Origin of the sequence: Mesorhizobium sp. M0437, assembly GCF_040321335.1 — a bacterium.
In the GTDB taxonomy this organism is placed as follows: Bacteria; Pseudomonadota; Alphaproteobacteria; order Rhizobiales; family Rhizobiaceae; genus Mesorhizobium.
The window spans coordinates 1-21,348 of record NZ_JAMYRK010000046.1; the positions used below are offsets into that span (position 1 = coordinate 1).

25 protein-coding genes are annotated in these 21,348 nt (G+C 63.5%); 14 read left to right on the forward strand and 11 right to left on the reverse strand.

All coding sequences use genetic code 11. The features are described 5' to 3' along the window. Positions 1–260 precede the first annotated feature (260 nt). Complete coding sequence (gene secB / locus NKI72_RS24025) at positions 261–764, reverse strand: protein-export chaperone SecB (protein ID WP_352491249.1); 504 nt, start codon at positions 762–764, stop codon at positions 261–263. Positions 765–877: 113 nt separating this feature from the next. After that, positions 878–1,369, reverse strand: coding sequence for an FxsA family protein (locus tag NKI72_RS24030; protein ID WP_352491248.1), 492 nt, complete (start codon positions 1,367–1,369; stop codon positions 878–880). A 198-nt stretch (positions 1,370–1,567) separates the two neighbouring features. Between NKI72_RS24030 and NKI72_RS24035 the strand changes: the two genes are divergently transcribed. Genes NKI72_RS24035 through NKI72_RS24050 form a run of 4 tightly spaced genes read left to right on the forward strand, consistent with a single transcriptional unit; the run spans position 1,568 to position 4,360 of the window. After that, positions 1,568–2,275: a Tim44/TimA family putative adaptor protein gene (locus NKI72_RS24035; RefSeq protein WP_352453662.1), complete on the forward strand. Its 708-nt coding sequence runs from the start codon at positions 1,568–1,570 to the stop codon at positions 2,273–2,275. A 23-nt stretch (positions 2,276–2,298) separates the two neighbouring features. After that, positions 2,299–3,405 (forward strand): murein transglycosylase A, encoded by a 1,107-nt coding sequence (gene mltA, locus NKI72_RS24040; protein WP_352836181.1) that lies wholly within the window; start codon positions 2,299–2,301, stop codon positions 3,403–3,405. Next, positions 3,402–3,938 (forward strand): Smr/MutS family protein, encoded by a 537-nt coding sequence (locus NKI72_RS24045; RefSeq protein ID WP_352473990.1) that lies wholly within the window; start codon positions 3,402–3,404, stop codon positions 3,936–3,938. Before mltA ends, NKI72_RS24045 begins: the two co-directional genes overlap by 4 nt. 53 nt (positions 3,939–3,991) lie before the next feature. Continuing rightward, positions 3,992–4,360 carry a helix-turn-helix domain-containing protein gene (locus NKI72_RS24050; RefSeq protein WP_352473989.1) on the forward strand — a complete coding sequence of 123 codons (369 nt, stop codon included), beginning with the start codon at positions 3,992–3,994 and terminating at the stop codon, positions 4,358–4,360. 9 nt (positions 4,361–4,369) lie between these two features. Here the strand turns inward: NKI72_RS24050 and NKI72_RS24055 are convergent, their stop codons facing one another. The 3 genes from NKI72_RS24055 to NKI72_RS24065 form a co-directional block, all read right to left on the reverse strand. Further along, on the reverse strand, positions 4,370–4,987 hold the full coding sequence (locus NKI72_RS24055; RefSeq protein ID WP_352473987.1) for a transglutaminase-like cysteine peptidase: 618 nt from the start codon (positions 4,985–4,987) through the stop codon (positions 4,370–4,372). A gap of 212 nt (positions 4,988–5,199) precedes the next feature. Further along, entirely contained in the window at positions 5,200–6,477 is a 1,278-nt protein-coding gene (locus tag NKI72_RS24060) for a polyhydroxyalkanoate depolymerase (RefSeq protein ID WP_352473986.1), read from the reverse strand. 255 nt (positions 6,478–6,732) lie between these two features. Then, on the reverse strand, positions 6,733–7,092 hold the full coding sequence (locus NKI72_RS24065; RefSeq protein ID WP_352473985.1) for a septal ring lytic transglycosylase RlpA family protein: 360 nt from the start codon (positions 7,090–7,092) through the stop codon (positions 6,733–6,735). A gap of 305 nt (positions 7,093–7,397) precedes the next feature. Between NKI72_RS24065 and NKI72_RS24070 the strand changes: the two genes are divergently transcribed. Further along, the gene (locus tag NKI72_RS24070) at positions 7,398–7,583 is read left to right on the forward strand and encodes a hypothetical protein (RefSeq protein WP_352491244.1); all 186 of its coding nucleotides are present in this window, start codon (positions 7,398–7,400) and stop codon (positions 7,581–7,583) included. A gap of 59 nt (positions 7,584–7,642) precedes the next feature. Here the strand turns inward: NKI72_RS24070 and NKI72_RS24075 are convergent, their stop codons facing one another. From NKI72_RS24075 to tauA, 4 genes are all read right to left on the reverse strand, one after another. After that, positions 7,643–7,831, reverse strand: coding sequence for a hypothetical protein (locus tag NKI72_RS24075; RefSeq protein WP_352453651.1), 189 nt, complete (start codon positions 7,829–7,831; stop codon positions 7,643–7,645). Between the two features lie 19 nt (positions 7,832–7,850). Continuing rightward, the gene (locus NKI72_RS24080; RefSeq protein WP_352836176.1) at positions 7,851–8,714 is read right to left on the reverse strand and encodes an ABC transporter permease subunit; all 864 of its coding nucleotides are present in this window, start codon (positions 8,712–8,714) and stop codon (positions 7,851–7,853) included. Further along, positions 8,711–9,484 (reverse strand): taurine ABC transporter ATP-binding protein, encoded by a 774-nt coding sequence (locus NKI72_RS24085; RefSeq protein WP_352686551.1) that lies wholly within the window; start codon positions 9,482–9,484, stop codon positions 8,711–8,713. The genes NKI72_RS24080 and NKI72_RS24085 overlap by 4 nt, the downstream gene beginning before the upstream one ends. A 108-nt stretch (positions 9,485–9,592) precedes the next feature. Then, positions 9,593–10,606 (reverse strand): taurine ABC transporter substrate-binding protein, encoded by a 1,014-nt coding sequence (gene tauA / locus NKI72_RS24090; RefSeq protein ID WP_352614697.1) that lies wholly within the window; start codon positions 10,604–10,606, stop codon positions 9,593–9,595. A gap of 339 nt (positions 10,607–10,945) precedes the next feature. On the opposite strand from tauA, the gene NKI72_RS24095 reads away from it, so the two are divergent. The 4 genes from NKI72_RS24095 to NKI72_RS24110 all read left to right on the forward strand — a co-directional run bounded on the left by NKI72_RS24095 (position 10,946) and on the right by NKI72_RS24110 (position 13,816). Next, the gene (locus NKI72_RS24095) at positions 10,946–11,137 is read left to right on the forward strand and encodes a hypothetical protein (RefSeq protein ID WP_352458582.1); all 192 of its coding nucleotides are present in this window, start codon (positions 10,946–10,948) and stop codon (positions 11,135–11,137) included. Positions 11,138–11,284: 147 nt separating this feature from the next. Further along, positions 11,285–11,737, forward strand: a complete 453-nt coding sequence (locus NKI72_RS24100) for an RrF2 family transcriptional regulator (RefSeq protein ID WP_023675902.1) — start codon at positions 11,285–11,287, stop codon at positions 11,735–11,737. 49 nt (positions 11,738–11,786) lie between these two features. Beyond that, positions 11,787–13,133: an FAD/NAD(P)-binding protein gene (locus tag NKI72_RS24105; RefSeq protein WP_352473976.1), complete on the forward strand. Its 1,347-nt coding sequence runs from the start codon at positions 11,787–11,789 to the stop codon at positions 13,131–13,133. 329 nt (positions 13,134–13,462) lie between these two features. Next, positions 13,463–13,816 (forward strand): winged helix-turn-helix transcriptional regulator, encoded by a 354-nt coding sequence (locus tag NKI72_RS24110; RefSeq protein ID WP_352473975.1) that lies wholly within the window; start codon positions 13,463–13,465, stop codon positions 13,814–13,816. Between the two features lie 80 nt (positions 13,817–13,896). On the opposite strand, the gene NKI72_RS24115 is transcribed toward NKI72_RS24110, so the two are convergent. Together NKI72_RS24115 and NKI72_RS24120 are read right to left on the reverse strand one after the other, a co-directional pair. Beyond that, the gene (locus NKI72_RS24115) at positions 13,897–14,544 is read right to left on the reverse strand and encodes a cysteine hydrolase family protein (protein ID WP_352851034.1); all 648 of its coding nucleotides are present in this window, start codon (positions 14,542–14,544) and stop codon (positions 13,897–13,899) included. Then, positions 14,541–14,870 (reverse strand): hypothetical protein, encoded by a 330-nt coding sequence (locus tag NKI72_RS24120; RefSeq protein ID WP_352458586.1) that lies wholly within the window; start codon positions 14,868–14,870, stop codon positions 14,541–14,543. Before NKI72_RS24120 ends, NKI72_RS24115 begins: the two co-directional genes overlap by 4 nt. A 157-nt stretch (positions 14,871–15,027) precedes the next feature. Here NKI72_RS24120 and NKI72_RS24125 point away from each other — a divergent pair, with 157 nt between their 5' ends. From NKI72_RS24125 to NKI72_RS24145, 5 genes are all read left to right on the forward strand, one after another. Continuing rightward, positions 15,028–15,426 carry a RidA family protein gene (locus NKI72_RS24125; RefSeq protein WP_352614704.1) on the forward strand — a complete coding sequence of 133 codons (399 nt, stop codon included), beginning with the start codon at positions 15,028–15,030 and terminating at the stop codon, positions 15,424–15,426. 187 nt (positions 15,427–15,613) lie between these two features. Further along, a complete protein-coding gene (locus NKI72_RS24130) occupies positions 15,614–17,038 on the forward strand; it encodes a pyridoxal-phosphate dependent enzyme (RefSeq protein ID WP_352542812.1) in 1,425 nt (474 codons plus the stop codon). Next, entirely contained in the window at positions 17,035–18,216 is a 1,182-nt protein-coding gene (locus NKI72_RS24135) for a cystathionine gamma-synthase (RefSeq protein ID WP_352458589.1), read from the forward strand. The genes NKI72_RS24130 and NKI72_RS24135 overlap by 4 nt, the downstream gene beginning before the upstream one ends. A 308-nt stretch (positions 18,217–18,524) precedes the next feature. Continuing rightward, on the forward strand, positions 18,525–19,502 hold the full coding sequence (locus NKI72_RS24140) for a GlxA family transcriptional regulator (protein WP_352458590.1): 978 nt from the start codon (positions 18,525–18,527) through the stop codon (positions 19,500–19,502). A 541-nt stretch (positions 19,503–20,043) separates the two neighbouring features. Then, a complete protein-coding gene (locus NKI72_RS24145) occupies positions 20,044–21,348 on the forward strand; it encodes a M24 family metallopeptidase (RefSeq protein WP_352539769.1) in 1,305 nt (434 codons plus the stop codon).

The following is a 21,348-nucleotide window of genomic DNA, read 5'->3' on the forward strand; positions in this document are numbered from 1 at the left end:
TGTGCGAGGACATCGCGAACAGTTTGGCGCGCTTTGCGCCGGGAGGTTCGGGATGCCATTCGAGGACACGAGCGCGATGTCTCCGGTCCAAACAGGGGGGGAGATTGGCAGACCCAGCGTCTCGCTCATTCCTGCGGCGATGAAGGATTGGCGAAGGCTGACGTGAAGTCCGATCTCCCCCCTTGTACTGCCCCGCCGGCGTCTCAAACAAAAAACCCGGCTTCGCGCCGGGTTTTTCAAACGCTGCGAGCCAACCAGCCTCAGCTCACCTTGACCTTGGCGGCGGCAGCTTGGTCCTCGGTCAGCTTCTGCTGGAACATCTGCGCGAAATCGATCGGGTCTAGCATCAGCGGCGGGAAGCCGCCGTTGCGTGTTGCCTCGGCGATGATCTGCCGGGCGAACGGGAACAGCAGCCGCGGGCATTCGATGAACAGGATCGGCAGCATGTGCTCCTGCGGGAAGCCGCTGATGGAGAAGACGCCGCCATAGACCAGCTCGACGTTGAACAGCACTTCCTGGTCGAACGACGCTTTTGCGTTCAGCGTCAAATTGACGTCGAACTGCTTGTCCGAAAGCGGGTTGGCGTTCACGTTGACATTGATGGCGATGCCCGGAGCCTTGTCGCGGCCGCGCAACGAGTTCGGTGCGCCGGGGCTTTCGAAGGACAGGTCCTTCACATATTGCGCAAGCACGTTGAGCGAAGGCTGCGCCGCATTTCCATTACCGTTGGCTGCGCCGGTCGGCGCGTCGTCGTTGCTGGCCATAAGCTGTGGTCCTTTTGCCTGGGCAGCGTTGCTGACCGGATTGAAATTCGGGCGTTCGCTATCATGGCCGGCCCGACAAGACAAGTTTGCAAAAGACACCGGTTGCCTTGCAGCTACTCGTCCTTGAGGCGGCGCCAGGGAGAACCCGGTCCGCGCGTATGGTCGTCGGCCCGCGAATAGTCGCCGTCGTCGAGATCGATGGTCTTGCCGCGTTGCCTTGCCCGCAAACCACTGCTGAAATCGGTTGCCAGCACGATGCGGCCTTTCAGCATCCGCCAGGCAAGATCGCGCACCGGCGGCAGGAACAGCAGAAGGCCGAAAATATCCGAGATGAAGCCGGGGATGATCAAAAGGATCGCTGCCAGCACGATCATGGCGCCATGCGCAAGCTGGCCGCTCGGATCACGCCCGGCATCCATTTCGGCACGGACCCTGGCCATGACGCCAAAACCCTGGTGCCGCAGCAGCAGGGCGCCGGCGACACTCGAGGCCATCACCAAGCCGACTGTCGCCAGCGCGCCGACCTGGCGGCCGACAATAACGAAACCCGCTATCTCCAGCAGCGGAAGCGCGAGAATGAACAGGGGAAGCAGCGAGATACGCAAATCTTGACCGATCGTTTCGATGTTTTGCCGGCCGGCGAGCAATCGCCGCTGGCACCAGAGCTGTTAGATAGGTATGGCTGCCTTTGATTTGAATGATTGCGCCATGCGTTCTATATGCTTTGGATACTGAACGCTATGTGATCGCGGCCCTTGCTTGGCCGCTGGTCCGGCCAAAGCAGGGATTGATTGGCGCAAGATATGGGCTTCTTCGACTTCGGCACGATTTTCTTTCTGATTGCGGCGGTGGTGATCTTCTTCCAGCTGCGCAACGTGCTTGGCCGACGCACGGGCAACGAGCGCCCACCCTTCGATCCATATACGGCAGCGCGCAAAAACGACAAGGATGCCGCCCAGAAACCCGAGAACGTGGTCTCGCTGCCGCGCAAGCGCCTGGCGGGAGAGCCGGCGGCCGATGCCTATGTGGCGATCGATGCCTTTGCCAAGCCGGACACCGATCTCAACCGGGGCCTGCGGGCGATCAAGGACAATGATCCGACCTTCGACCCGAAGACCTTCGTCGACGGCGCCAAGATGGCGTACGAGATGATCGTCATGGCCTACGCCGATGGCGACCGCAAAACGCTGAAGAACCTTTTGTCGCGCGAGGTCTATGACGGCTTCGTCGCGGCCATCGGCGACCGTGAGGCGAAAGCCGAAAAGATCCAGTCCTCCTTCGTCGGCATCGACAAGGCCGACATCGTTTCGGCCGAGATGAAGGGCAGCGAGGCCCACATCACGCTGCGCATTGTCAGCGAACTGATTTCGGCGACCCGCGACAAGGCCGGCGCCGTCATCGACGGCGATCCCGAAACCGTCGCCGAGGTCAAGGATGTCTGGACCTTCGCTCGTGACGCGCGCTCGCGCGATCCGAACTGGAAGCTCGTCGCCACCGAAGAAGAAGACTGAACTGGACGGCGGCGGAGGCTGTCGTGTCGCTTTCTCGAGCCTTCAGCGAAAAATCCTTTGGCGAATTGCCGGGCTGGGGTGAGGACGACCATCTCCCTGCCTTTGACGCCTTTCGCCGCTCAGCCTTTCATATCCTGAGCAAACCCTACCGCTCCGGCGCGCTCGGCGTCGACTACAATGGCTTTGCCGACGCCTATGCCGAAGCGCGCACCGTTTCGCCGGCGAATCGGTCGCAGGCTCGAAGCTTTTTCGAGCGCCATTTCGTTCCGGCCCGTATCGATGCCGAAGATGGTGGTCCCGGCCTGGTCACCGGCTTTTATGAGCCGGAGGTCGAAGCCTCGCCGGTACGCACGCAACGGTTTTCGGTGCCGTTGCTGGCGCGCCCGGCCGACCTAGTCGACATCGACGACGGCAATCGTCCTTCAGCCTTGGATCCTTATCTCGCCTTTGCTCGTGCGGCGCCGAACGGCCCGGTCGAATATTTCGACCGCGGCGAGATCGAACGCGGCTCGCTTGCCGGAAAAAGGCTGGAAATCGCTTGGCTCGCCGACAAGGTCGACGCCTTCTTCATTCACGTGCAGGGCGCGGCACGCCTCAAGATGACCGACGGCAGGCTTCGCCGCATCACCTATGCCGCCAAATCCGGCCAGCGCTTTACCGGACCGGGCAAGATCTTGAGCGAGGAAGGCGAGATCCCGCGGGAGAAAGTGACGATGCAGTCGATCCGTGCCTGGTTCAAGGCGCATCCGGAACGCGTCGACGAGATCCTTTGGCGCAACCGCTCCTACATCTTCTTCCGCGAGATGGGCGTCGACGACCCAGAGCTCGGCCCGATCGCTGCCGCCAAGGTGGCGCTGACACCCGGCCGCTCGATCGCCGTCGACCGACTGCTGCACACGTTCGGCACGCCCTTCCATATCGATGCGCCGTCGCTGACCGCTTTCGACGGAAAACCGTTCCGGCGGCTGATGATCGCGCAGGACACCGGCTCGGCGATCACCGGGCCGGCCCGCGGCGATCTGTTTGCCGGGTCGGGCGATGCTGCCGGCGAGATCGCCGGCGTTATCCGCAACGCCGCAGATTTTTATGCGCTGATCCCCCGGCCGCTGGTTTCAGGAGCAGGCCGATGACCCGGCGCATCGACAGGCTGAGCGAGGACGACCGGGTGCTGTGGAACCTGGTGGCGCACACGGCAAAACCGCTGAAGGGCAGAACCGCCGTCGAAATTCCGCACGTCGGGCCGGAGATCGACGAGACCAGGCAGGCGCCGCCGCCGGCACAGGTCGCGGGCAATGCTGCCACGGCCGCAAAGCCGAAGGCGCAGCATGTCTCCCACGCACTCGACGAACCGACGCTGGACAAGCTGTCGAAGGGCCGGCTGCCGATCGAGGGCCGCGTCGACCTGCATGGCCTGACCCAGGACGAAGCCTATTCGCTGCTGTTTTCCTTTCTGCACCGGGCGCATGCCGGCGGCATCCGCTACGTCCTGGTGATCACCGGCAAGGGCTCTTCGTCGGGCGGCGATGGCGTCTTGCGGCGCGCCGTGCCGTCATGGCTGTCGACACCGGCCTTCCGGCCCCTCGTCTCCAGCCACGACCATGCCGCCCGCAAACATGGCGGCTCGGGTGCGCTCTATATCCGCTTGCGGCGGGCGCGCTCATGAGGACACGCCGATGAGGGACGCACCTATGAGGATGCACCCATGAAGGTGCGCTTGTGACCCCATTCGGCGAAAAGCTTCGCGTGCTGCGAAACGAGCGCGGCGTCAGCCAGAAGGACATGGCCAAGGCGATCGGCGTCAGCGCAGCCTATCTCTCGGCGCTGGAACACGGCCGCCGCGGTGCGCCGAGCTGGACGCTGATCCAGAAGATCATCGGCTATTTCAACATCATCTGGGACGACGCCGAGGAACTGGCGCGGCTGGCCGAAACCTCGCATCCGCGTGTCAAGCTCGACACGTCGGGCCTTAGCCCGGCGGCGACCGAGCTTGCCAACCTTCTGGCCGACAACATCGAAAAGCTTGACGAAGCCGAGCTTCGCCGCATCATTGCGTCGCTCCGCGCCGCACTGGCACGACCGAAATGAGCTGCCTTGTTACTGGACAGAGCCGACCAGCACCTGCTGGCCGCCGCGGATCGACACCCAGCGGCCGGTATTGTCGATCGCCTGCCGCTTGAGGAAACGATAGCCGGTCTGGTCCCAGGAACGGACCTGGTCGGTCAGATTGTCAAGGATGTAGTCGCCCTTGTCGGTGCGCACCGTCAGCACGGCGTGGCCTTCGCCATCCGGCTTGCGCACGACGGTCATCAGCAGATCGGAAAACGAGACGCCCAGCCGGTTCAGCTCACGGCGCTTTTCCAGGACATAGTCCTCGCAATCGCCGACGCCCTTGTCGGGATAGGCCCAGACCTCGTCCTTGCCGTAGATGTCGAAGTCGCTCTCCGGCTTGACGGCGGCGTTGACCCTTGTCGTGACGCTGAGCAGCTTGCGCCACAGCGAGCCGGTCAGACTGGCGGGCGACAGATCCTTCGGGCGGATCGAACATTCGGACGCGTAGCTCTTGCAGAAATCATAATGGCCGATCGGCTGCGAGGTCGGGCCACCTGTTATCATCGGGCTGGCTGCCGAGGCCGAACCGGCCCAACCTGCCGCCACAGTAAGTCCGGCCAGCGCACACAGGCGCAGCGTTCTCGCCATTGGTGAGGAAATCATTGTCCCCGCTTGTCCCTTGTTGTTAACGAAACGTTAAGGGGTATTTACAGTCCGTGTCAATTATGAGGATGGATTGATTTTTGCGGCATGGTTACCCGCGTGGCGCCAACGCGACTATTGTGCAACAGGTCGACCGGCCGCACGGCCCCGCCAACCGATGATTTTGGCATTGACCGACCTGATGCGGATTGACGGGCATCATCACTGGTCGCCTATTTCTTGCCGGTCCTGACCAGCTTGGGCTTGACCGCAACACGGTTCTGACGGCCGTAGCTGGTAATGAAGTCGACGATGCGCGGCACGATTTCGGAGCGGAAGCGCGAGCCGTTGAACACACCATAATGGCCGACCGCCGGCTGCATGTAATGGGCGTGCCTGTCGGCCGGGATGTTGATGCACAGGTCGTGCGCAGCCTTGGTCTGGCCGAGGCCGGAGATGTCGTCGTTCTCGCCCTCGACCGTGAACAGGGCGACATTGCGGATCGCCGAAGGGTCGACCGCCACGCCGCGATGCGTCATCGTGCCCTTGGGCAAGGCCTGGCGGACAAACACGGTGTCGACGGTCTGCAGGTAGAATTCCGCCGTCAGATCCATCACCGCCAGATATTCGTCGTAGAACTCGCGGTGCTTCTCGGCATTGTCGCCGTCATGCTTCACCAGATGCATGAAGAAGTCCTTGTGGGCGATGATGTGGCGGTCGAGGTTCATGCTCATGAACCCCGAAAGCTGCAGGAAGCCGGGATAGACCTCGCGGCCGAAGCCCGGCACCGGCCAGGGCGCGCGCATGATGACGTTGTCGCGGAACCAGTCGATGCCCTTTTCCTGCGCCAGCAGATTGACCGCCGTCGGATTGCGGCGCGTGTCGATCGGCCCGCCCATCAGCGTCATCGTCGAGGGCACGAACGGATCACCCTTGGCTTCCATCAGTGCCGCCGCCGCCAGCACCGGCACCGAAGGCTGGCACACCGCCATCACATGGGTGTCGGGACCCAGCGCATGCAGCATGTCGACGATGTAGTCGATATAGTCGTCAAGATCGAAGCTGCCGTCGGCAAGCGGCACCATGCGGGCGTCGACCCAGTCGGTGATATGCACGTCGGCATAGGGCAGCATCGCCTCAACCGTGCCGCGCAGCAGCGTCGCGTAGTGGCCAGACATCGGCGCGACGATCAACAGTTTCGGATCCGGTCGGCGCCCAGCAGGAACCGCCCGCTCGAAACGGACCAGGTTGCAGAACGGCCGCGACCAGACGGTATGTTCGCTGACCTCGACGGTTTTCCAGTCGACCACGGTCTTGGTCAGGCCGAATTGCGGCTTGCCGTAGCGGCGCGTCGTGCGCTCGAACAGTTCGGCCGTTGCCGCAACCGAGCGACCCCAGGACGTGTGTGAGACCGGGTTGAGCGGATTGGAGTAGAACAGGCGCACCGCATCGGCATAGAGGCGCGCCGGCTGCAAGGCGGCGTGGTTCAGTTCGTAGAGCTGGTAGAACATCGAGAACCCCGCTGCCGACTGCGATCGAAGGGCCGACGAGCAGCGCCGAGCCTTGAATGCCTTGCGGGGAAGTTAGCAACAATCTGCTGCGATGCAATACGTCAACTTGCGTGATTTAGGCTCGTTCTTTCGTCCAAGGCGTTGAGAATCCGCCTGGAACGGCAACAGCCGGCTCAATGTGCACCTGCGAAGGCCAGGCAGGCAGCACGGCTATTGGGGACGAGCGTCGGAGGCGGTGTCCGGCCGTGGCGGCCGTTAGACCCGTGCCATGCAGACAGCGGTGTGACCCGAGCTGATGAAGCCAAGCTGACTGGCGGCGCCCTTCGACAGATCGAGCATCCGCCCCTTGATGAACGGGCCGCGGTCGTTGATGCGCACGACGACACTGCGGCCATTGTTGCGATTGGTCACCTTCAGCTTGGTGCCGAACGGCAGGCTGCGATGCGCGGCGGTCAGCGCCGACGGGTTCATGCGTTCGCCGGAAGCGGTTCTGGAATGCAGTGAGTACCAGGACGCACGGCCGCACTGAGCGGCGGCGCTGGCAGTGGATGCGCCGACCATCAGGCCAGCCGCGATCGTGGCCGCGACAAGCGCGGTCTGGTTGCTTTTGTTCATGTGTTGGGGACTGGCTCCGTTGACAGACCCGCAGCGGTTAGGGACGAATGAGGCAGCAAATGCGGCAATGATCTGTCGGTTCCATGGCAATGTTACACGTTTGGAGTCGACGCGAAACAATTTGTCAGAGATTTCCCGCAGCGCGGCACAGCTTCCTTGATGATCTTTCCACCGATCTCCGCATGTCTTGCGCAGGATCAGAGGTTAGCATCTAAGTAGAAGTTGGCGTGATTGGGCTGCTTCTTTTAGCTGTTCCATTTCGGCCGGAATGCGGCTGATGATCGACTTGGAGAGGAGTTCTAGCGATGAGATTGATCAAAAATCTGCTGGCCTTGATTGTGCTCGCCATCGGCGTGCTGTGGTCATTGCAAGGCATCGGTTGGGTCCAGGGCAGCTTCATGACCGGCCAGTCGCAATGGCTCTATGCCGGCATCGTGACCGTGCTGGTCGGCCTGGTCGGTCTCGCCTGGGCAAACCGTTCGCGCGGTTGAGCAGGCGTCCATGCTCAGGCGCCCGCCGGAGCAGCACACAGCGGACCCGTGGCGGCCGCTCACCGCGACCAGTACTGCCAGCCCCAGTAGAAACTTTCGTCGCGCGGCGGCAGGCGGTTGCGCTCGGCATCCAGCTGGACCGGCGTCGGCGTTTTGCGTTCGCCGTCAGGCGGCTGTTTGTCTCCGGCCTTGATCAGGCGGAGCCAATGGCCGAAATGCGCAAACAGTACAGCGGTGGAATGGGGCATCGTCACGTCTCCGGTCCGGTTACTCCCGCCCCGCCCACGGGACGAGAACCCGCTCGATCCTGCGGATGATGAATTCGAGCACGAAGGCAATGGCAGCGATCACCAGTATGCCCATCACCACCACGTCGGTGACGAGGAACTGGGCAGCGGACTGGATCATGAATCCGAGCCCGCGCGTCGCGGCCACCAGCTCGGCGGCGACCAGCGTCGACCAGCCGGCGCCAAGCGCGATGCGCAGCCCCGTCAGGATCGAGGGCAGCGCGCTGGGCAGGATGACGTGCCTGATCACCTGGCGCTGCGTGGCGCCAAGCGAGCGCGCTGCACTGATGCGCTCCTGCGAGACGCCGCGAACACCCGATGCCGTCGACAGCGCAACCGGCGCCAGCATGGCAATGGCAATTACCAGGATCTTGGATGGCTCGCCAATGCCGAACCAGATAATGATCAGCGGCAGATAGGCGAGCGGCGGGATCGGCCGCAGGAATTCGAGCAGCGGATCGAAGATGCCGCGCCCGATCGTGCTGATGCCGATAGCCAGCCCGATGGGAACGCCGACGAAAACGGCCGCGACCAGCGCCGCAAACACCCGCCACAGGCTGGCGGCGATATGCTGGAGCAGCGTTGCGTCGACAAAGCCGTCACGGGCGACGACGACAAATTTGTTCCAGACTGCCACAGGCGACGGCAGGAAAACCGGCGACACCAATTGCAGGCGGGCCGATGCCGTCCACGCCGCCAGCATCATCAGAATGGTGATCGCGCTAACCACGCGGGCCGAAACGCGGCTGCGTCTCGGCCGCGGCCGCGACCATGGCACCGACAGCGCGTCGGCTCCGTCGTCGACCTTGCGCTGCGGCCGCTCGGCATAGGAGGTAACGGTCATGCTGCCTCCCCTTCGAAGATCGCGTCGGTCAGCTCGCCGCGCGCTGCGGCGAAGGCGGGATCGGCCTTGATGCTGCGAATGGCCTCGCCGGCTGCATAGCGCCGGCTGAAGCCGGTCTCGAAGCTCCACACCACCCGGCCAGGGCCGGGAGCGAGCACAATGATACGGGTTGCCAGCACCAGGGCTTCCTCGATGCCGTGCGTGACCATCAGCACGCCGACCTGGCTCGCCGTCCACAGATCGAGCAGCGTTGTCTGCATGCGTTCGCGTGTCAGCGCATCGAGCGCGCCCAGCGGCTCGTCGAGCAGCAGGAATTGCGGCTCGGCCGCCAGCGCCCGGGCCAGGCCGACCCGCTGGCGCATGCCGCCGGAAAGCTCCCAGATGCGCTTGTCGCCGGCGCCGTCGAGTTTCACCAGCGCCAGAAGGTCGTCGGCAGTCCGCGCCCGTTCCGCGGCCCTGACACCGCGCAGCCTGAGCGCAAAGGCGACATTTTCCCGCGCGGTCAGCCACGGAAACAGCGCGTCGTTCTGGAACACGACGGCGCGGTCAGAGCCTGGCGCCGTGATCGGCCGGCCGCCAATCGTGGCGCGTCCGCGCACAGGCTCGACCAGGCCCGCAGCGACGTTGAGCAACGAGGTCTTGCCGCAGCCGGAGCGGCCGACCAGGACAACGAAGTCATCCTTGGCGATCTCAATCGACACATTTTCGACCGCCGGCGCCGGCTGACCGTCATAGTGGACCGAGACCTTGTCGAGCACGAGATGCGTCATGGGAACCTCGCCGATATTCCGAATCTGTCTGCCCCGAAGCCGCTCCTCGCAAGCGGTTCGGGGCAGGGAGCACGCGGCGTCAGGGAAGGAGAACCGCGCGCGTTGGCGTCAGTTCGAGGCAAGTGCTTCGCTGACATATTTCGACGACACGTATTCCGAATAATCCGGCAGCACGGCGTCGATCTTGCCCTGCTCCTTGAGGAAGGCCGATGTCGCCTCGACCGCTTTGACCGTGCCGCCACCGAGGAACTTGTCCGAGGCTTGCTCCTCGAGCGTCGGGAAGACATAGCCCCTCAATAGTTGCGGCACGTCCTCCAGCTTGGCCCCGGTGATCGTGGCGATCTTCGCCGCTTGCGGCGACGTCACCGACCAGGCGTCCGGCTTGGCCAGGAACTCGGCATAGGCCGCGCCCGTCACCTTGACGAAGTCGCGCACCGCTTCCGGGTTCCTTTCGGCGAAATCGGTGCGCACGATCCAGGCGTCGAAGGTCGGCGCGCCCCAGGCGGCGACCTGCGAGGAATCCAGCACGACCTTGCCCGAAGTCTTGATCTGACCGAGTGCCGGATCCCAGACATAGGCGGCGTCGATGTCGCCGCGCGCCCATGCCGCCGCGATCTCCGGTGGCCGCAAATTGAGAATATCGATCGACTTCGGGTCGACACCCTCATGCTTCAGCGCGGCAAGCAGGCTGTAATGCGTCGTCGAAACGAAGGGCACCGCCACCTTCCTGCCGGCAAGGTCGGCGGCCTTCTCGATGCCGGCGCCGTTGCGGGCGACAAGGGCCTCGGATTCGCCGATCAGCCCGACAATGAAGATTGTCTGGATTGGAAGCTCGCGGCTCGCCGCCGCCGCCAGCGGGCTCGAACCGACATAGCCAATGTCGACCGATCCGGAAGCGATGGCGGCGATCACGTCGGCGCCGGAATCGAATTTCCGCCAGTCGATTGCCGCCTTGGTCGCGCTCTCATAGGCGCCGTCGGCCTGCGGCACCTTCGAGGGCTCGACGACCGTCTGGTAGCCGATAGTGATCTTGAGGTCCTGCGCATCGGCTGGGCCGAGAAAGGCGGCGCCAGCCAAGGCCGCCGAGGACAAGAGAACGATACGTCGCGAAATGGTGGACATGAAACGCTCCTTGGAAACGAGGAAAACCCGGATTGCGTTTCATAGTCATCTAACTCTATCGTTCTTGTAGAGTTAAATCCTTCCAATCGGTGCGGTCTTGTTAGAAAAATTCATCTGGCTATGGCAGTTCGCGCGCTTCTGGGTGACGGCTCGGGTGAGAACTATCGTCCTTGCCCGGGAACCTCTTCCACGTCGTCCTTGCGCGCAACAAGGATTTTCCCGTTTTCGCCCCTGCATCGGCAAATCCATACTGTGGATAGCCAAGAAATTGGAAACAAGTTCCCTGTGTTCGCGGTTAAGTCTAGTATCCTTATCGACATTGAAGGATTGGAGAGGACGATGAGCGACGCCACCCTCCTTGTTGCCGCGCGCGGCATGCTTTGGCCTTCAAATTCAGGGGCAGAAGCTGCTGTTGGTATTCTCGCCGATCGGGACATTCCTGCCGCCGGCCAGTTTGCCGGTGTGTCATTCGCGGTGGCTCCTGTGCTCGCAAGAGCACAAGCCCCGGCCAAAATGGCCATTGCGGCGTGAAAACGAAGCAAAATCAACGTTTCTCGGCTTGTATATCATGTCACTAGAATTTATCTGTAGTGACAGCTTGGACGCGGCGGGGAGGCACGCCAGGCGTTTCGCAACCGGTGGCCTTGCGCCATCGCATGACAGAGAAACGTGCGGGTTATGCTCACGAAAAAAGGTAAATACGGCCTCAAGGCGCTCGTCCATCTGGCGCGCCTGCCGGTTGGACAGCTCGCCTTCGTCAACGACATCGCCACAGGAAACAATATTCCGAAGAAGTTCCTCGATGCCATCCTTGGCGAATTGCGCAATGCCGGTTTCGTTCAGAGCCGCAAGGGCAAGGAAGGCGGCTACCGGCTGGCACGCCCAGCGGACGAGATCAAGGTCGGCCACGTCGTGCGCGTGCTCGACGGGCCGCTTGCCCCCATTCCTTGCGCCAGCCGCACCCAGTATCAGCGCTGCGAAGACTGCAACGAGGCGACATGCCAAGTCCGACACCTGATGCTGGAGGTCCGGCAGGCCATCGCCGAGGTGCTGGATCAGCGCAGCCTCGCGGAAATGCGCGACATCGCCGGCGACGAGGATTTTTCGGCGGCGTTGAAAATCCAGGCCTGAACCAATCTCTCCTGAGCCGGCGACGATCGCCAGGACAGCTGGTGTGCGCATGACCGGGCGCGCTACGCCAAGTTCGATCATCATTGTCGGCGGCGGCGCCAGCGGTGTCGTGCTTGCCGCTCATCTGCTGAAGTCGCCCAATCCCGATCTACGTGTCAGCCTGATCGAAAAACGCCCGCATTTTGGGCAAGGCATGGCCTATTCAACGCTGCTGTCGGCGCATGTGCTGAATGTCAGCGCGTCGGGCATGAGCGCCTATGCCGACGATCCCGGCAATTTCTCGCGCTGGCTGCTTGAACGCGGCCTGGCAACGCCGGAACAGGCGCCGGTCTATGCGCCGCGCAGCGTCTACGCCCGCTATCTCAAGGAGTTGCTCGACGAGCTCGAGGCGCGTGAGCAGCAGACGGGCCGGCTGCGCTTGATCCGCGAGGAGAGCCTGTCGATCTCGCCGACCGCGTCAGGCGTCGAAGTGGCGCTGGCCAACGGCACCAGCGTGGTTGCGCATCTTGCCGTGCTCGCCACCGGCCACGACGAAGAGCCGGGGGCGGGGCAGGGGCATGCGATCAGGATGGGATCCGAGGCGGACACTGCGCTCGACCCCGAAGCCCGAGTCCTGGTGCTGGGCACCGGCTTGAGCATGGTCGATGCCTTCCTGTCGCTCGAGCAGCGCGGCCACCGCGGCGCGATCGTCGCGGTGTCGCGGCGCGGCCTGCTGCCTTCGCCGCATCGCAAGGGCAATCCGATCAAGCTCGACGTTGCCGACATTCCGCTCGGCACCCAGCTTTCCTATTTCGTCGGCTGGTTCCGCGACCTGATCCGGGAAAACCAGAAGGCCGGCATCGACTGGCGCGACGTCGTCGACGGTCTGAGACCCTTCAACCAGAAGATCTGGCAGAACTGGCCGTCCTCGGCCAAGCGCCGCTTCGTCGAGCACACCAAGGCCTGGTGGGACATCCACCGCCATCGCATGGCGCCGGAAGTCTACGCCCGCGTTGCCGAGGCGGTGCAAGCGGGCCGCATCCGCCTTGTCGCCGGCCGCGTCGTCGAGATCGCCGCCGGCGACGGCTTCAGCCTACAGGTCCAGTCGCGCCACACGCAGCAGCTCGAAAGGTTCGACGTCACCCGCATCTATGATTGCACAGGCATCGCCAGGGACATCTCGACCACCTCGAACAGCGTGGTGCGGTCGCTGGTCGAGCGTGGACTGGCACGGCCGGATCCGCTGCGCCTCGGCCTCGACGTGACCGCGAACTGCGAGGTCATCGCCGGCGACGGCACGGTATTCGCCAATATCCTCGCCGTCGGGCCACTGACGCGCGGCACCTTCTTCGAAATCGACGCCATTCCCGATATTCGCGTGCAGTGCGCGCGGCTGAGCAAGCGCTTGCTCGGATGAGGCCGCCTCTGTCTTGACGCGATCTCGGATGCAAGACCACTGTCGCCGGGTGAAAAGATCTCGACCGCATAGCCGCGTTCGGTGAAGGCGAACCAGGGGTGCGGGAGCTCGCTCCACCAGAGCCGACCAGCAGCCTGTGGTGGTCGAGACAGCCAGGCGATGACGCCACACGTTTCGGCCGTCTCGCATCGACCGGATTGATGTCGCGCACGCTCGTCTTCGTTCTCCTCCATGGATTTTGTAGTCGGCGAGGCCGTGAGCCGCGACCCTGGCCAGATGGCCGGGCAAATTCTGCTTTCGTCGTCACCGTGCCTTGCCTACCATGGCGCATGACCCAACGCGGAAGACTCTACGGCTGTCCGGTCGAGTTCGCGCTCGACGCGCTCGGGGGCAAATGGAAGACGGTGATCCTGGCGCGCATCAAGGAACAGCCGATGCGCTATTCCGACCTGCGCCGGCTGATTCCCTCACTCTCGGACAAGATGCTGACGCAGCGCCTGGCCGAGCTTGTCGAGATCGGCTTCGTCACGCTCCAGACGTCGCCCGACGGCAAGGGGCGCTACGCCTTGACCGGGCGCGGTGAAGATCTCGCCGCCGCGCTCCAGGCGCTCTACGACTGGGGTAGCGTGCACGGTCGCGCCGAAGGCGTGCGCTTTCGCACCGACAGCGCAGCCACCACCTAGATCAATTCCGGGAAAGCGCGGAGCGGTTTTCCGTCCGCAATTGCGTGAAACCGTGAATGGCTCCAGCAAGCCGATTGCCCTCAACCCGCGCCGGCAAGGGCGCTGCAGAAGCTTGCGACGTTGGTGACGACGGCTTCGCCGAGGAAGCGTAGCGTCGCCATCGAGCGGTCGCGCGCTTCGCGGTTGCCGAAGCCACAGGCATCCTCGATTACCACGGAGACAAAGCCATTGTCGGTCGCCTGGCGAACGGTCGGCTCGATGCCGATCTCCATGGCGATGCCAGCGAGCGCTATCGTGCGCACGCCGCAATCGCGCAAGGCAAAGCCGAGCGCGGTGGAATCGAAGGCCGACATCGTGAGCTTGTCGAATACCGCCTCGTCCGCGCGGGGGTCCAGCTCGGGCACGATCCGCGTCGCTTCGGCGTCGCGCGGGAACCACGGCTCGACCGTGTCGGGGCTGTCGCGCCGCTGCCAGGCCATGGCGGGGCGCAGCTGCGTCGCGCCCATCCATTTGCGCGGCAGCGACAGGTGGCGCGTGAACGCCACCCGCATTCCGGCCCCGCGCGCCGCTTCCAGCACCGTGCCGGTACGCTCGACGATGGTCGCGGCGCCGGCCACCTGCCGGCAGATGCCGACCTGCATGTCGTAGACCACCAGCGCCGTGCGGCGCGGATCGCACCACTCAGCCAGGCTGGCCGGGATTTCGATCCCGTCGCTCGACCGGATCATGCCGCAGTCCGGTCCCATGGCTTGGCGATATCGACCGTCGGATCGAACAGGAATTCCAGCGGCAATGGCGCGTCGAAGGCGATGAAGTGCCATTCTAGCAGCCCGGCCTTGGACAGCGGGAAGTCCTCGGTGTAGCGCCGCGCTTCCGCGACGCTGTCGAGCTCGAAGACGATGATGACGCCGCCAATATCGGCGCGCGCATAATTCTCGCGCACGATCCCCGCCTTCCAGAGCCGCCAGACATTCGACACTTCGTCGCGCAGATAAGGCCGCAAATCGTCGAGCGTGACGCCGGGCTTGAAATTGTCATAGGCAAGAATCTTCATCGGCCGTTCCTTGTATTGCTGTTCGCCCAGCGCCGGGTAGCATGGCCGAATCGGCGGCCGCAACGAACGAGATGGTGCGTTGAAACGCCCGCACGATTGCCGTTGATCCTATGGGCGGCCGCGGGATAATTTTTGCTGAAGAGGAGGAAAAAGTGCGGTGACCATCGAAAGGCTGAACCCCGAGGGCATGCACAGCAATCCGGCCTATTCACAAGGCGTGTCGCTGCCGGCATCCGCGCGCATCGTGCTGGTCGGCGGCCAGAATGGCGTCGACGCGCAAGGCCGGATCGTCGCCAGGGACGATCTCCCTGCGCAGACCGCTCAGGCGCTTTCCAACCTGGCAAAGGTGCTGGAAGCCGGTGGGGCAAAGCCTGAAGACCTCGTCAGCCTCTCGGTCTATATCGCCGGCGACCTGGACATAGGGCCGGCCTTCGGCGCCTGGATGGCGTTCTGGGCAAACCGTGGCGCGCCGCCGATCATCAAGGTGCTGCGCGTCGCCGGCCTCGGCAATCCGGATTTTCTGATCGAGATCGAAGCCCAGGCCGCGATCGCCTGAACCCTAAGCGGGTTCTGCAAATCTTTTGCCCCTGCCTGCAGGCCGACGAAGCTTTCGCGAAATTCCATTCCCCTGCTGGCGGCCGGATTGGCACGATCTATCTTCTTTCCAACTGCAAACGGCTGGAAAAGACGGTAGGTTGCCGTCTTCCAGGGCGGTTGCTCATTCTGGCAACGGAGCATCTGACATGAGCAAGCACAAGATCGTGGCATCGGACGATGCATCGTCCCGCCTGCGCCCGCCTTATGCCTCGGTTCTCGACCTGATCGGGCAGACGCCGGTCGTCGAGCTGACCAAATTCGACATCGGCAAGTGCCGGCTGTTCATCAAGCTCGAAAGCCAGAATCCCGGCGGCTCGATCAAGGACCGCATCGCGCTGTCGATGATTGCCGCCGCCGAAAAACAGGGCAAACTGAAGCGCGGCGGGACGATTGTGGAGGCGACCGCCGGCAACACCGGTCTTGGTCTCGCCCAGGTCGGCATCCCCAAGGGCTACCGCATCATCCTGGTCGTCCCCGACAAGATGTCGCGCGAAAAGATCCAGCATTTGCGGGCGCTCGGCGCGGAGGTGCGGATGACGCGTTCCGATGTCGGCAAGGGTCATGCCGAATATTATCAGGACATGGCCGAAAAGATCGCCGCCGAGCTGCCCGGCGCCTTCTATGCCAACCAGTTTGCCAACCCGGCCAATCCGCTGGCTCATGAAACCACGACCGGACCGGAAATCTTCCAACAGCTCGAAGGCGACGTCGATGCGGTTGTCGTCGGCGTCGGGTCCGGCGGCACGCTGACCGGGCTCGGCCGCTACTTTGCGAAAGTCTCGCCAAAGACCGAGATGATTTTGGCCGATCCGGTCGGCTCGGTGCTGGCGCCGTTGATCAAGACCGGCAAGATGATAGAGGCCGGGAGCTGGACCGTCGAAGGCATCGGCGAGGATTTCGTCCCGCCCAATGCCGATCTGTCGCTGGTCAGGAAGGCCTATTCCATCCCCGACAAGCAGAGCATGCTGGCGGTGCGCGACCTGCTTTCGAAGGAAGGCATCCTCGCCGGCTCGTCGTCCGGCACGTTGCTTTCGGCAGCGCTCCGCTATTGCCGCGAGCAGACCGTGCCGAAGCGCGTCGTCACCTTCGTCTGCGACAGCGGCAACAAGTACCTGTCGAAAGTGTTCGACGACTTCTGGCTGGCCGAGCAGGGCCTTGCCGAGCAGGAGCAGCATGGTGATTTGCGCGATCTGGTGATGCGTTCGCACCGCACCGGTGACACCGTGTATGTCGGTCCGGACGAAAGCCTGCTCAACGCCTATGGCCGTATGCGCCGCTCGGACGTCTCGCAGCTGCCGGTGCTGGACGAGGGCAAGCTCGTCGGCATCATCGACGAAAGCGATATCCTCGCCAAGGTCGAAGGCCCCTATGACAGCCGCTGGGACCGCTTCAAGGCTCCGGTCAGTACGGCCATGACCTCTACCCTGCACACGCTGCAAGCCAGCCAGACGCTGGACGCGTTGCTGCCGGTGTTTGATCGCAACGAGGTCGCCATCGTCTTCGACGGCGACGAATTCATCGGGCTGATAACACGCATTGACCTGATCAACCATCTGAGGCGCGCCCGATGACCGTCAAAGCCACCGTATCGGGCAAAAACCGCCTCGCCTTTTCGACGCGCACCATCCATGGCGGCCAGAGCCACGACCCGACGACGGGCGCGGTGATGGTACCGATCTATGCCACTTCGACCTACGGTCAGCAGAGCCCGGGCGTGCACAAGGGCTTTGAATATGCCCGCAGCCAGAACCCGACCCGCTTCGCCTTCGAACGCGCTGTGGCCGATCTCGAAAGCGGCACAGCCGCCTTCGCCTTCGCTTCGGGGCTGGCAGCGATCGCCACTATTTTCGAACTGCTCGATTCCGGCGCCCACATCGTCGCCACCGACGACATCTATGGCGGCACGTTTCGGCTGCTCGAGCGGGTGCGCAAGCGCTCCGCCAACCTCCAGGTCGACTTCGTTGACTTCACCGATCTTGCCGCGGTCGAGGCGGCGATCCGCCCGGAAACCAAAATGCTCTGGGTCGAGACGCCGACCAACCCGCTGCTGCGTGTCGTCGACCTCGAAGGCGTCGCAGCACTTGCCAGGCGCAAAGGCGTGCTCTCAGTCGCCGACAACACTTTCTGCAGCCCCTATCTGCAGCGGCCGCTGGAGCTCGGCATCGACATCGTGGTCCATTCGACGACAAAATACCTCAACGGCCATTCCGACATGGTCGGCGGCGTCGCCGTGGTCGGCGACAACAAGGATCTCGCTGACCGGCTGAAATTTCTGCAGAACGCCATCGGCGCCATTTCCGGGCCGTTCGACAGTTTCCTGGCGCTGCGCGGACTGAAGACGCTGGCGCTGAGGATGGAGCGTCATTCGTCGAACGGCCAGAAGATCGCGCACTGGCTGGAAAGCCGTCCCGACATCCGCCGTGTCATCTATCCCGGCCTGCCCAGCCACCCGCAGCACGCCATCGCCAGGCGGCAGATGCACGCCTTCGGCGGCATGATCACGGTCGAGCTCGACCGCGACCTCGCCGGCACCAAACGCTTCCTCGAACATACGCAACTGTTCACGCTGGCCGAAAGCCTCGGCGGCGTCGAAAGCCTGATCGAGCACCCGGCGCTGATGACGCACGGCTCGATCCCGGCGAAAAAACGCGCCGAGATCGGGATTTCGGATTCGCTGGTAAGGCTGTCAGCCGGGATCGAGGATGGCGACGATCTGATCGCGGATCTGGATCAGGCGCTGGCGAGCTGAGCCCGCCAACAAGAACCTGCGAGACGTCGGCAGGACAGTGCCCCCCTCTGCCCTACCAGGCATCTCGGCCACGAGGGGGGAATTTGGCCGTCATCTTGCGCTGAAACACGCACGGGACGGCGAAGCTGCCGATCTCCCCGCTTGTGGGGGAGATGTCCGGCAGGACAGAGGGGGCGTGAAGGATCGCGAACGAGCGGCGCTTATTCTGCATCCATATCCATGTGTCTTACATTCTATTCCGTTGACCTTGGCGCCATCTGGCAGAATTGTAGCTTCCTGATCCACCTTGCTGCCTGGCTCCGGAAGCTATGAACAACCGACAACGCAACCAACCGACGGCAAGCGATACCCCGCTCACCTTCGCCATCCTGGTCTTCCCAGGCTTTCCGATGATGGCGTTCAGCTCGGTGATCGAGCCGCTGCGCGCGGCGAACGTGCTGGCCAAGCGGGACTGGTACCGCTGGATCATCGTCGGCGCCGCCGAAGGCCCCGTCGAGGCCTCGAATGGCGTCGTCATTCAGCCCGGCTTTTCCGCCCATGACGCGCCGAAGGTCGATCGCATCGTCGTCTGCTCAGGCGGTGACGCCGATCATCTCGTCGCCGAGGATGCCGTGAGCTGGATCCGCAAAAGCCTGCGCGGCGGTGCCCATATCGGCGCGGTGGCGGATGCCGCCTTCTTCCTGGCTCGGGCCGGCCTGCTCGACGGTCATGCCTGCACCTTGCACTGGACCAGCCAGGCTGCCTTCACCGAAGCGTTTCCGGACATCGAGCTGAGGCGCGATCTCTATGTCATCGACCGCAAGCGCTTCACTTCGGCCGGTGGCGTCGGCAGCCTCGACATGATGCTGGAGATCATCACCGGCGATTATGGCGCCGAACTGGCCGCCGGCGTCGCCGAATGGTTTGTGCACAGCCCGCTACGCTCCAGCGTCGACCGCAAGCTGATGCCGCTCAGGCTGCGGACCGGCGTGCAGAACGAACTGGTGCTGTCGGCCATCGCCATCATGGAGGATGCGGTGGAGGAGCGGCTCGGCATGGCGGAACTGGCGGGGCGACTTGGTATCTCCTCCGATAAGCTCGAACGCAATTTCCGCTCCGAACTCAGTATCTCGCCCAACGGCTATTACCGCCGCCTGCGGCTGAAGCGTGCCGCCGACCTCCTGGCGCATTCGACGCTGATGGTGCGCGACGTGGCGCTGGCCTGCGGCTTCGCCTCGATGTCGAGTTTTGCGCGGGCGTTTCGGGAGGAGCATGGCCATGCGCCGAAGGTGATGCGGAGGCATTAGGTATTTCGGACGTTGGCGGGACAGCGCCCGGGACAGCGCCCCCTCTGTCCTGCCGGACATCTCCCCCACGAGGGGGGAGATTGGCAGCTTCGATGCTCCGCTCCTCCTGCGACGGTGGAAATTCACGAAAGCGGCGATGACGAGCCGATCTCCCCCCTTGAGGCAGGGCTATCGCAGATGGAAAGCCGAGGCTTTCGCTCTACGACGTACCCCCACCCCTAACCCCTCCCCACAAGGGGGAGGGAGACTTCCGTTGGCGCTGACCTCGGCAAATTGCCTGCCTTTCGGCGCCAAAAGGGGAAGTAAGGGCGGGCGGCAGCGTTCCCTCCCCCTTGTGGGGAGGGTTAGGGTGGGGGTCCATCTTCGTAAGAATCCAAATGCGATTGCCCTGCCCCTTGAGGGGGGATGTCCGGCAGGACAGAGGGGGGCGCCGTAGAACGCTACGGAACGACTTCAAGCGGTATTTCGCACAACATCTGCGGTATCTCGCACAGCCTCTACGCGGCGCATGGCCCATCCTCGCCGCTTCCAGGAGGCACCCATGAGCATCGTCGTTTTTGACCCCGACAGCACCGAGGATGTCGACTTTAGGGATCGCATGCGCCATCCGGCGGCGGCGGATCCGGCCGGCGGTATGTGGCTGTCGGACACCGAGCCGTCCTTCATCGACGCCGACGCGCTGCGCAAGGGCCGGCTTGCCAGGCTGCGCGCCTGGATGCGCGAGGCCGGCTATGGCGGCGTCGTTTTGTTCGATCCCTACAACCAGCGCTACGCCACCGGTTCGCGCAACATGTTCGGCTATTTCCTGCGCAACTCGACGCGCTATTTCTTCATACCCACCGAAGGGCCGATCGTGCTGTTCGAATATCCGCAGAGCTACCATGTCTCGATGGTGCTCGACACGATCGACGAGGCGCGTCCGTCCAAGCTGGTCTGGTCGTCGGTGTCAGGCCGCGACGACGAGACCGCCGGCCCGTTCGCCGATGAGATCGCCGAATTGCTCAAGGTGCATGGCGGCGGCTCGATGAAGCTCGGCCTTGACCGCTGCAGTCATCTGCAGGCACTGGCGCTCGAAAAGCGCGGCTGCGAAGTGCGGGATTGCCAGGGCGAGATTTTGGCGGTGCGCGCGGTCAAGACGCCCGAGGAAGTAAAATGCCTGCAGGTGTCGATGGCTGGTGCCGAGGCTGCGGTCTATGCCGTGCGCGAGGCGATCAAACCTGGCGTTTCCGAAAACGAGCTGTTCGCCATCATGTATGGTGAGGTCATCCGGCAAGGCGGCGAGTTCATCGAGACCCGGCTGCTGACCTCGGGCCAGCGCACCAATCCGTGGTTCAACGAGGCGAGCGGCCGCAAGATCAGGCCGGGCGAACTCTTGGCGCTCGATACCGATACGATCGGCTGCTACGGCTATTATTCGGACTTTTCGCGCACCTTCCGTTGCGGACCGGGCAAGCCGACGGATTATCAGAAGTCGCTCTACCGCATGGCGCACGACCAGGTTCAGCACAATATCGGGGTCGTCAAGCCGGGCATGGCGTTTCGCGAGATTGCCGAAAGGGCCTGGAAGATACCGGACCGCTTCGTCGACCAGCGTTATACCTCGGTCATGCACGGCGTCGGCATGCATGGCGAAACGCCGTTCATAGCGCACGCCATGGACTACGAGACCTATGGCCGCGACGGTTTCATCGTGCCCGGCATGGTGGTCAGCGTCGAAAGCTATATCGGCGAGAAGGGCGGCCGCGAGGGCGTCAAGCTGGAAGACGAGATCCTGATCACCGAGACCGGCACCGAGCTCCTGTCGCGCTTCCCCTATGAGGATGATTTCCTTGACAGACACGTTTGA

Excerpts from the sequence above, each read along its gene's own strand:
- NKI72_RS24060 (WP_352473986.1), bottom strand. The coding sequence starts at position 6,477 with ATGTTCTACCAGCTCTACGAACTGAACCACGCCGCCTTGCAGCCGGCG.
- NKI72_RS24035 (WP_352453662.1), top strand. The coding sequence starts at position 1,568 with ATGGGCTTCTTCGACTTCGGCACGATTTTCTTTCTGATTGCGGCGGTG.
- NKI72_RS24100 (WP_023675902.1), top strand. The coding sequence starts at position 11,285 with ATGCTCACGAAAAAAGGTAAATACGGCCTCAAGGCGCTCGTCCATCTG.
- NKI72_RS24130 (WP_352542812.1), top strand. The coding sequence starts at position 15,614 with ATGAGCAAGCACAAGATCGTGGCATCGGACGATGCATCGTCCCGCCTG.
- NKI72_RS24110 (WP_352473975.1), top strand. The coding sequence starts at position 13,463 with ATGACCCAACGCGGAAGACTCTACGGCTGTCCGGTCGAGTTCGCGCTC.
- tauA (WP_352614697.1), bottom strand. The coding sequence starts at position 10,606 with ATGTCCACCATTTCGCGACGTATCGTTCTCTTGTCCTCGGCGGCCTTG.
- NKI72_RS24140 (WP_352458590.1), top strand. The coding sequence starts at position 18,525 with ATGAACAACCGACAACGCAACCAACCGACGGCAAGCGATACCCCGCTC.
- NKI72_RS24105 (WP_352473976.1), top strand. The coding sequence starts at position 11,787 with ATGACCGGGCGCGCTACGCCAAGTTCGATCATCATTGTCGGCGGCGGC.
- NKI72_RS24055 (WP_352473987.1), bottom strand. The coding sequence starts at position 4,987 with ATGATTTCCTCACCAATGGCGAGAACGCTGCGCCTGTGTGCGCTGGCC.
- NKI72_RS24080 (WP_352836176.1), bottom strand. The coding sequence starts at position 8,714 with ATGACCGTTACCTCCTATGCCGAGCGGCCGCAGCGCAAGGTCGACGAC.
- NKI72_RS24120 (WP_352458586.1), bottom strand. The coding sequence starts at position 14,870 with ATGAAGATTCTTGCCTATGACAATTTCAAGCCCGGCGTCACGCTCGAC.
- NKI72_RS24145 (WP_352539769.1), top strand. The coding sequence starts at position 20,044 with ATGAGCATCGTCGTTTTTGACCCCGACAGCACCGAGGATGTCGACTTT.
- NKI72_RS24065 (WP_352473985.1), bottom strand. The coding sequence starts at position 7,092 with ATGAACAAAAGCAACCAGACCGCGCTTGTCGCGGCCACGATCGCGGCT.
- NKI72_RS24135 (WP_352458589.1), top strand. The coding sequence starts at position 17,035 with ATGACCGTCAAAGCCACCGTATCGGGCAAAAACCGCCTCGCCTTTTCG.
- NKI72_RS24085 (WP_352686551.1), bottom strand. The coding sequence starts at position 9,484 with ATGACGCATCTCGTGCTCGACAAGGTCTCGGTCCACTATGACGGTCAG.
- secB (WP_352491249.1), bottom strand. The coding sequence starts at position 764 with ATGGCCAGCAACGACGACGCGCCGACCGGCGCAGCCAACGGTAATGGA.
- NKI72_RS24095 (WP_352458582.1), top strand. The coding sequence starts at position 10,946 with ATGAGCGACGCCACCCTCCTTGTTGCCGCGCGCGGCATGCTTTGGCCT.
- NKI72_RS24045 (WP_352473990.1), top strand. The coding sequence starts at position 3,402 with ATGACCCGGCGCATCGACAGGCTGAGCGAGGACGACCGGGTGCTGTGG.
- NKI72_RS24070 (WP_352491244.1), top strand. The coding sequence starts at position 7,398 with ATGAGATTGATCAAAAATCTGCTGGCCTTGATTGTGCTCGCCATCGGC.
- NKI72_RS24115 (WP_352851034.1), bottom strand. The coding sequence starts at position 14,544 with ATGATCCGGTCGAGCGACGGGATCGAAATCCCGGCCAGCCTGGCTGAG.
- NKI72_RS24075 (WP_352453651.1), bottom strand. The coding sequence starts at position 7,831 with ATGCCCCATTCCACCGCTGTACTGTTTGCGCATTTCGGCCATTGGCTC.